The sequence below is a fragment of the Propionicimonas sp. genome (assembly GCF_047606205.1).
Classification (GTDB): Bacteria; Actinomycetota; Actinomycetes; order Propionibacteriales; family Propionibacteriaceae; genus Propionicimonas.
This window is the reverse complement of sequence record NZ_JASGES010000036.1, coordinates 1-5,983: the sequence shown is the minus strand read 5'-3', so window position 1 is coordinate 5,983 and position 5,983 is coordinate 1. Positions and strand designations below refer to the sequence as shown.

The window sequence follows — 5,983 nt, the reverse complement described above, 5'->3', positions numbered from 1 at the left end:
CGCGTGCCCAGCAGCAGATGAAGATCGACGCCCTCGCCGAGCGGGCGCTGGCGGAACTCGGCCTCGAGGCCGAGGCGCTGGTCGCCGACTACGGACCCGAGGTGCCGGTGCCGGTGCTCGTCGGGGCCGACGGCAGGCCGCTGACCGAGGACGACCCGCGTCCCGATCCCGTCCCGTACGTGCGCGCGGAGCAGGAGAAGCGGCTGCGCGCCGCCGAACGTGACCTGGCTGTCCTGGGCAAGGTGAACCCGCTGGCGCTGGAGGAGTTCGACGCGCTGAGTGAGCGGCACACCTTCCTCGCCGAGCAGCTGGCCGACCTCCGCAAGACCAGGGACGACCTGAACGGGATCATCGCCGACGTCGACACCCGGGTCCAGGAGGTGTTCGCCGCGGCGTACGCCGATGTCGAGAAGGCTTTCGAGGAGTCGTTCTCCCGGCTGTTCCCCGGCGGCGAGGGACGCCTGGTCCTGACCGAGCCGGGGGAGTGGCTGACCACCGGCGTCGAAGTGGAGGCGAGACCGCCGGGCAAGAAGGTCAAGCGGTTGTCGCTGCTGTCCGGCGGCGAACGCTCGCTGGTCGCGGTGGCCTTCCTGGTCGCGCTGTTCAAGGCCCGGCCGAGTCCCTTCTACATCCTCGACGAGGTCGAAGCGGCGCTCGACGACACCAACCTGGGCCGTTTGCTGGAGATTTACGAAGAATTGCGGGCCAACAGCCAGCTGCTGGTGATCACCCACCAGAAGCGCACGATGGAGATCGCCGACGCTCTGTACGGCGTGACGATGCGGTCCGACGGGGTCTCCGCCGTGATCAGCCAGCGCCTGAGGGAAGGCTGAGAGCGGCTCTTCCGCCCCGGGCCCGCCGAGACCGCTCGGGCATAATGAAGGCGTTCCTCGGCGGAAGGGTGTCGGCGTGACCTACTGGGTGATCACCGTGGCGATTGTGGCGATCGCCCTGTGCATCATCGCGGTCGTGGCCGTCGGGATGCGCGGCAGCCTTGCCGATCGCGCCCCCGAGGTCGCCAACGTCCTGGCCAACACCGCGCGGCACCTGAACGGGGACGCCGACCCGCCGCAGGGCCTGGTCGACTTCTTCGACGAGTTGCCGCGCAGCGCCTCCTCCGCACGCAGCGCGTCCTCGGCCACAGAGCCGCCCAAGCGCTGACGCCGGTGCGGGGAACCGCCCGGTCCTGCCTACCATGAGCCGGTGGATATCTTCTGGTACCTGATGGCCGCCGTCGCGGTCGTGCTCGTCGTGGCCGCGATCACCATCGTTGTCGGCCGCCGTAGGGCACTGCCCGCGCCCCCGTCCACCCCCGAGCTGCCGGCCTCGCCGGTGTCCCCGGCCGAGCCGGTCCCGTCCGCCGCAGCGGCGCCCACGGAGGTCGTCGCGGAGCCGGCCCCGCAGCCCGTCGCGGTGGAGACGCCGGAGCCGCCCTCGTCCCGGCTGGCCCGGTTGCGCCGCCGGCTGAGCGCGAGCAACAACCCGTTCGCTCGCGGTCTGCTCGGCCTGCTGTCGGCCGACCGGCTGGACGCGGAGGCGTGGGAGGACCTCGAGGCGACCCTGATCACCGCCGACCTCGGCGTCGGGCCGACCGACGAGCTGATCACCGCGCTGCGGCGTGAACTCTCGATCGACGGCACCTCCGATCCCGCGAAGGCGAAGGACGTCCTGCGCCGCGAGCTCCTGCGTCTGGTGGGGACGGACGCGGATCGCAGCCTGAGGGTCACCGGCGCCGGCGGGCTGCCGGGGGTCGTGCTGGTCGTCGGGGTGAACGGCACCGGCAAGACCACGACCATCGGCAAGCTCTCCCGGGTGCTGGTCGCCGACGGCCACTCCGTGGTCCTGGCCGCGGCCGACACCTTCCGCGCCGCCGCGGCCGACCAGCTGCAGACCTGGGCTTCCCGCGTGGGCGTCCCGGTCGTGCGCGGGCCGGAGGGCGGCGACCCGGCGTCGGTCGCGTTCGACGCGGTGGAGAAGGGTCTGTCCGAGGGCGTCGACGTCGTGGTGGTCGACACGGCCGGACGCCTGCACACCAAGACCGGCCTGATGGACGAGCTCGGCAAGATCAAGCGGGTGATCGAGAGGAAGGCCCCGGTGACGGAGGTGCTCCTGGTGATCGACGCCACCACCGGCCAGAACGGCCTCGCCCAGGCCAGGGTGTTCGCAGAGGTGGTGGACGTGACCGGCATCGTGTTGTCGAAGCTGGACGGGTCGGCGAAGGGTGGCATCGTCGTGCCCGTGCAGCGCGAACTGGGGGTGCCGGTGAAGCTGATCGGGCTGGGTGAGGGCCCCGACGACCTCGCGCCGTTCGAGCCGGAGGGCTTCGTCGACGCGCTCCTCGCGGAGTCGTGATGCGGATCCGCGCGGCGCGTCCGGCCGATCTGCCCGCGCTGCTGGAGATCTACAACGACGCCGTCGTGCACACGACCGCCAGCTGGGACCTGGTGCCGTGGACGCCGGTCGAGCACGCCGAGTGGTACGCGACCAAGGCCGGGCACGGGCATCCGGTGATGGTGGCCGACGACAACGGGGTGGTCGTGGGCTACGCCGCCTACGGCCCGTTCCGGCCGAAGGCCGGCTACGCGGGGACGATGGAGCACAGCGTCTACGTCCACCCCAACCACCAGGGGAAGGGCATCGGACGCGCGCTGCTGGTCGCGATCATCGACGCCGCGCGCGCCGACGGCGTCCACGCCCTGATCGGGGGACTCAGCGCCGACAACGAGGCGTCGACGGCCCTGCACCGTTCGCTCGGCTTCGTCGAGGTCGGCCGGCTCCCCGAGGTCGGCCGCAAGTTCGACCGCTGGCTCGACCTCGTCCTGGTCCAGCTGTTCCTCTGACTCTGGACCGAGTTGGGGACGGTTCTCTACTCGGTCCACTTCCCGCCGATGGACCGAGAAAGGAACCGTCCCCCATTCGGTCCGGTGCGGCGGATGACTCTGGACCGGGTTGGGGACGGTTCTCTACTCGGTCCACTTCCCGCCGATGGACCGAGAAAGGAACCGTCCCCCATTCGGTCCGGTGCGGCGGATGGGTCGGAGCCGGGGGCCGGTAGGATGTCCCGAGTTCCCGAGCGTGAGGTATCCCCTTGTTCGACACCCTCTCCGACCGCCTGTCCGCGGCGTTCCGCAACCTGCGCGGCAAGACCCGGCTGACCGACGCCGACATCGAGGCGACGACGCGGGAGATCCGCCTGGCGCTGCTCGAGGCGGACGTCAACCTCGGCGTCGTCAAGGAGTTCATCGGGGCCGTCCGTGAGCGCGCGGCCGGCGCCGAGATCCACGCTGCGCTGAACCCCGCGCAGCAGATCGTCAAGATCGTCAACGACGAGCTGATCGCGATCCTGGGCGGCGAGGCGCGTCCACTGCGGTTCGCCAAGCGCCCGCCGACGGTGATCATGCTGGCCGGCCTGCAGGGTTCCGGCAAGACCACGCTGGCAGGGAAGCTCGGTACGTGGCTGAAGGAGCAGGGCCACTCCCCGCTGCTCGTCGCCGCCGACCTCCAGCGCCCGAACGCGGTCACCCAGTTGCAGGTGGTCGGCGAGCGCGCAGGTGTCCACGTCTACGCCCCCGAACCCGGCAACGGCGTCGGCGACCCGGTCGCGGTCGCGCGGGCGTCGATCCTGCAGGCCATGAGCAAGCTGTACGACGTCGTGATCGTCGACACCGCCGGCCGGCTGGGCGTGGACGCGGAGCTGATGCAGCAGGCCGCCGACATCCGCGACGCCGTCAACCCCACCGAGATCCTGTTCGTCGTCGACGCGATGATCGGCCAGGACGCGGTGAACACCGCACGGGCGTTCGCCGACGGCGTCGGATTCGACGGCGTCGTGCTGTCCAAGCTGGACGGCGATGCCCGCGGCGGTGCCGCGCTGTCCATCGCGCGCGTCACCGGCAAGCCGATCATGTTCGCCTCCAACGGCGAGGGTCTGGGCGATTTCGACGCCTTCCACCCCGACCGGATGGCCAGCCGGATCCTCGGCATGGGCGACATCCTCACCCTGATCGAGCAGGCCGAGAAGACCTTCGACGCCGAACAGTCGGCGAAGGCGGCCCAGAAGCTCATGTCGGGCGGGGGCGAGTTCGGCCTCGACGACTTCCTTCAGCAGATGCAGGCCGTCCGCCGGATGGGTCCGCTGTCCAAGATCCTCGGCATGATGCCGGGGATGGGCCAGATGAAGGACCAGATCAACAACATCGACGAGAAGGAGATCGATCGGATCGAGGCGATCATCTACTCGATGACGCCGTCCGAACGGACGAACCCGAAGATCCTGGACGGTTCCCGCCGCGCCCGGATCGCGGCCGGCTCCGGCACGAAGGTCTCCGACGTGAACTCGCTGGTGAACCGCTTCTTCGAGGCCCGCAAGATGATGCAAAGCATGGCCGGTTCGATGCCGGGCATGCCGGGTGCACGGCGGCCGGCGGCCAAGCAGCAGGCCAGGAAGAAGAAGGGCAACCACAAGGTGTCCGGCAACCCGGCCAAGCGCTCGGGAGGTCCCGCAGCGCTGCCCTCCGCGCCGCAGGCGCCGTCGGCGTTCGGCCAGCAGGTGCCGACCGAGGCCGATCTCGCCAAGGCGGTCGGCGAGTTCCAGCTGCCGGCCGAACTGCAGCAGCTGTTCAACCCCAAGAACACCGGCCCCCGCTAGCCGCGAGCGATGAGCCACCACCACGCGCCGCCAGGGCTCGGGGAGCCGGAGTTCTTCGCGCACGAGCACGCGGTGGTGGCTGCGGGATCCGGCGCGCCGGAGAGGGTGCCGCTGCACCTGAACGGCGTCCTGCTGCCCGACGGCGAGGTGCGCGATCTGTGGGTGTCCGAGGGGGTGATCCGCACCGAACCCGTCGCCGGCGCGGTGACGGTGTGCCGGGGCGCCTGGATCATGCCGGGCCTGGTCGATGCGCACTGCCACATCGGTCTGGGCGCCCGGGGCGCCGTGCCGGCGGAGGTCGCCGAGGACCAGGCCCGCACCGACAGGGACGCCGGCACCCTGCTCATCCGCGATGCCGGCTCGCCGGTCGACTCGCACTGGATCGATGAACGCCCGGACCTGCCCCGGATCATCCGCGCGGGTCGGCACATCGCGCGTCCGATGCGCTACATCCGCAACTACGCCGAGGAGGTCGACCCCGACGAGCTGGTCGCGGAGGTCGAGCGGCAGGCCCGACGCGGGGACGGCTGGGTGAAGTTGGTCGGCGACTGGATCGACCGGAACGCCGGTGACCTCGCACCGCTGTGGCCGGCCGGGATCGCCGCCGCCGCCATCGCGAGGGCACACGAACTCGGTGTGCGCGTCACCGCGCACTGCTTCGGCGAGGAGTCGGTCCACGAGCTCGTTCGGGCGGGCATCGACGGCATCGAGCACGGCACCGGGCTGGACGACTCGACGATCGCCCTGATGGCCGAACGCGGGGTGGCCCTGGTGCCCACCCTGGTCAACCTGGAGAACTTCCCGGGCTTCGCGGACGCGGGCGAGGCGAAGTTCCCTGCCTACGCGAGCCACATGCGAGCCCTGCACGCACGCCGGCTCGCCACGATCGGGGCCGCGGTGGACGCGGGCGTCCCGGTCTTCGCGGGCACCGACGCGGGCGGCACCGTCCACCACGGCCTGATCGGCACCGAGATCGAGCTGCTCGCCGGCGTCGGCGGGACGGAGTTCGCGCTCGGCGCCGCGTCCTGGCGGGCCCGGGCGTGGCTGGGCGCTCCTCCGCCGGCCGACGGCGGCTGGGCGGACCTCGTCGCCTACGCCGCCGATCCGCGTCTCCAGCCAGAGGTCACCCGGCACCCGTCCGTCGTGATCCTGCGCGGCCGGGTGGTGGTGAGCTCCGGGTCGGTGTGAGCGAGCCGTACCAGCGTCCGGTCCCGACCGCGGAACCCGCAAAGTTAAGGTAACTTAACTCTCGTGAGTGGAGGTGCGGCCGCCGCCCCGGCGGAAGCGGTCCGGCCGGGCGGCCAGGGCGAGCGCGGGCGGCGGCTGGCCTGGCTG

The 5,983-nt window shown here is 71.3% G+C and carries 6 protein-coding genes; all 6 read left to right on the top strand.

Translation table 11 applies throughout. The features are described from left to right. On the top strand, positions 1-833 hold an 833-nt coding region (locus QM633_RS02270), incomplete at its 5' end, for an AAA family ATPase (protein ID WP_415152100.1). Positions 834-909: 76 nt separating this feature from the next. After that, on the top strand, positions 910-1,161 hold the full coding sequence (locus QM633_RS02265; RefSeq protein ID WP_415152099.1) for a hypothetical protein: 252 nt from the start codon (positions 910-912) through the stop codon (positions 1,159-1,161). Between the two features lie 63 nt (positions 1,162-1,224). Then, the gene (gene ftsY, locus QM633_RS02260; RefSeq protein ID WP_415152101.1) at positions 1,225-2,352 is read left to right on the top strand and encodes a signal recognition particle-docking protein FtsY; all 1,128 of its coding nucleotides are present in this window, start codon (positions 1,225-1,227) and stop codon (positions 2,350-2,352) included. After that, entirely contained in the window at positions 2,352-2,840 is a 489-nt protein-coding gene (locus QM633_RS02255; RefSeq protein WP_415152098.1) for a GNAT family N-acetyltransferase, read from the top strand. The genes ftsY and QM633_RS02255 overlap by 1 nt, the downstream gene beginning before the upstream one ends. A gap of 248 nt (positions 2,841-3,088) precedes the next feature. Beyond that, the gene (gene ffh, locus QM633_RS02250) at positions 3,089-4,648 is read left to right on the top strand and encodes a signal recognition particle protein (protein ID WP_415152097.1); all 1,560 of its coding nucleotides are present in this window, start codon (positions 3,089-3,091) and stop codon (positions 4,646-4,648) included. A 9-nt stretch (positions 4,649-4,657) separates the two neighbouring features. Beyond that, complete coding sequence (locus QM633_RS02245) at positions 4,658-5,836, top strand: amidohydrolase family protein (RefSeq protein ID WP_415152096.1); 1,179 nt, start codon at positions 4,658-4,660, stop codon at positions 5,834-5,836. Positions 5,837-5,983: the final 147 nt, after the last annotated feature.